This window comes from Thermosynechococcus sp. OHK43 (assembly GCF_014466085.1).
Taxonomy (GTDB): domain Bacteria; phylum Cyanobacteriota; class Cyanobacteriia; order Thermosynechococcales; family Thermosynechococcaceae; genus Thermosynechococcus.
The window spans coordinates 1-2,579 of the sequence record NZ_JACOMP010000002.1 but is presented as its reverse complement, the minus strand read 5'-3'; the positions used below and the strand labels follow the sequence as shown (position 1 = coordinate 2,579).

At 55.7% G+C, this 2,579-nt stretch carries 3 protein-coding genes; all 3 read right to left on the bottom strand.

What is annotated here, in order from left to right; translation table 11 throughout:
* A partial coding sequence (locus H8Q75_RS00025) for an Hpt domain-containing protein (RefSeq protein WP_297039289.1) occupies positions 1-438 on the bottom strand: 438 nt, incomplete at its 3' end.
* Positions 439-451: 13 nt separating this feature from the next.
* Positions 452-2,011, bottom strand: coding sequence for a methyl-accepting chemotaxis protein (locus H8Q75_RS00020; RefSeq protein ID WP_297039286.1), 1,560 nt, complete (start codon positions 2,009-2,011; stop codon positions 452-454).
* Complete coding sequence (locus H8Q75_RS00015) at positions 2,008-2,496, bottom strand: chemotaxis protein CheW (RefSeq protein ID WP_024123846.1); 489 nt, start codon at positions 2,494-2,496, stop codon at positions 2,008-2,010. The genes H8Q75_RS00020 and H8Q75_RS00015 overlap by 4 nt, the downstream gene beginning before the upstream one ends.
* Between the last annotated feature and the right edge of the window lie 83 nt (positions 2,497-2,579).

Here is a 2,579-nt window from a genome sequence, read left to right as displayed (position 1 = left end):
GGGGAGGGCTGAGACGGTGCTGAGGAGTTCCGTGAGGGCTGCAAGAAGGGCTTGATAGGGGGGTGTTGGTGTTAAGGAATGATTCTGTTTGGCGGCGGCCAAGAGTTCTTGGGCTTGCTCAATGCCTTGAACTAGAAGATGATGAGCACGGGGGCGATCGCCCAGGCGACCCTCCTTGAGGGCTTCCAGAACATCCTCTAGGCGATGACTCAAGACCTGTAGCTCACTCAGTTGGGCAATCCCAGCCCCCCCTTTGAGGGAATGCGCCGCCCGCATCAACCTGTTGTAATCCTCAGCCGTATAGTGACGCTCGGGATTGCTGATCACCTCCTCTGCCCATTGTTCGAGGAGCAGTAAATACTCCGGGGCATCCTCGTAGAGGAAGCAATGGCGCGCTTCTTGGGTAATTGCATCAAGCTCAGTCGCATCAAGGGTCATAGGTTACCCGTCCTCAAGCATCCACACGGAACCGCGATACCGAGGCCTGCAGTTCTGCGGCAAGGGCTACTAGACTTTCCATGGCATCCACCACAGCAGCAGCGGCTGAAGTTGTTGTTTGTGCCATCTGGGCGACCCGCTGCATAATCTGCGTCACTTCTGCAGCCGTGGCGGTTTGGGAGGCGGTGCGCTCAGAAATCATTTGCAGTCGTGAATCAATCTGCTGGTTGAGGCGAGCGAGTCCCTGTAACGTTGCTTTGGTTTGACTCACCAACTGGGTGCCCTTGACCACTTGCGCTGTACTGACTTCCATTTCCTGAAGCACCTCAGCCGTCTCCTGCTGAATCCCCGTCACTAACTGTTCAATATCCCGTGTTGAATCTGTGACTCGCTCGGCCAGGCGGCGCACCTCATCGGCCACCACCCGGAAGCCTTGGCCGTGCTCCCCAGCGCGGGCAGCTTCAATCGAAGCATTAAAGGCCAAAAGGTTGGTTTTCTCAGAGATGTTGGAGATGATGTTGATGATTTTGGAGATTTCTTGGGAGGATTCAGCGAGGCGTTTCATTTTCTTGGCAGTCTCGGCCACGCTGAGGCGGATATTCTCCATGCTCTCTACGGTAGTGTCCATAGTTGCATCCCCCAATTGTGCTGCCGTCAGCCCCTCTGCGGCGATCGCTGCTGCTTCTTGGGCAGACTGGGCTACTGCTTGCACTGAGGCGGCCATTGTTTCGACCGCTTCCACACTGCGATCAATGTCGGCAGCTTGCTGGGTTGCCCCGGCAACCAGTCCGGCGATCGCCCCCTGGGTGGTTTGGGCAGCGGTTTGGACTTGGTTGGCAGCGGTTTGGACTTGGACGACAATTTGACGCAAACTACGCACTGTGGCATTGAAAGCATCGGCAATGGAACCCATTTCCCCTTCGTCCACCTTGGCGCGTACGGTGAGATCTCCCCGCTGGGCTCCCTCAATATCCAGCAATAGGTTAATCACTGCCTCCTGCATTTTCATCCGTTCTTGGCGCTGCCGCTGTACTTCCCCTTGACGTTGCGCTTCAAGGGTTTGAATCTGATCCTGCTGCTGCTGGAGCTGAGCGACCAAGACGGCAATTCCTTGGCCAATGGCGGCGAGTTGAGGATCCTTAAACGCAGGCAAGGGGCTATCCCACTCCTGTTGCTGGAGTTGCACTAGCCATGTTTCTAAGGTGTGCAGCCCCTGTCGCAACTGTTTGATTTGACCCCGTCCTAGGGGAATGGGGGTAGCGGCAACGGGAGCACTCGGCAGTGGGGGGAGCGGGGGAGGCGCAGGGCTTGTCTGCAATAGTGCCAAGGCATGGCGGGCACTTTGACCAAAAATTCCCTGATCTGCTGCGGCGATCGCCTGATAAAGGGCTTTGGCGGCAGTGACATCACCCGCCTGTTCTAGGGCAGTGGCTAGGGTTAACTGTACCAAATGATCAGTGGGTTCTTCCTCAAGGAGGGCCCGCAGGGTCGGGATATCCTGAGTGAGAATGGCATTAAAGTAGCGATCGCTCAGGGATGAGGTTGGCGGGGTGGAATTGGCAAGGGAGGTCATAGGGCTGGAGCAGCTGAATGGGCAACAGCTTCAAAAACGGCTTCAACATTCAATAGTAAAATTGGCAGGCGATCCAACCGCACAAAACCCTGCAAATACTGGTGCACCTGCCGTTGAAGTTGCTGAGGCACCGGTTGCCGCTGCTGTGGGGAGACATGAATAATGCCCCGCAGTTGACTCACCACACAAGCCAGTTGACGCGGCGAAGATCCGTCAGTATCGCGCATGACCAGTGCCGTCCAACGTTGGTGGGGCGATCGCTCCCAAGCATGCTCCACCCCCAGCAATTTCAATAGGTCAAGCATCCACAATAACTGCCCCCGGTGGTTACTAATACCCAAAAGAGCAGCTGAAACCCCCGGCACCAGACAAATATCCCGTGGCTCAACGCTTAAAACCTGAGCCGTTTGCCCAAGGGGAATGGCCACATTCACCCGTTGGGGTAGTTCCACATGAAAGTATTCCTGAAGGACTGGGGCACTCACAGACATCATTGAGGCAAGGGAGGTAAGTACTCGTTAATGGTTTCAATTAAATCTTCCGGTTCAAAGGGTTTCGTAATGTAGGC

What these genes read in the sequence shown, in the direction of transcription:
- H8Q75_RS00020 (WP_297039286.1), bottom strand. Translation starts at nt 2,011, where the DNA reads ATGACCTCCCTTGCCAATTCCACCCCGCCAACCTCATCCCTGAGCGAT.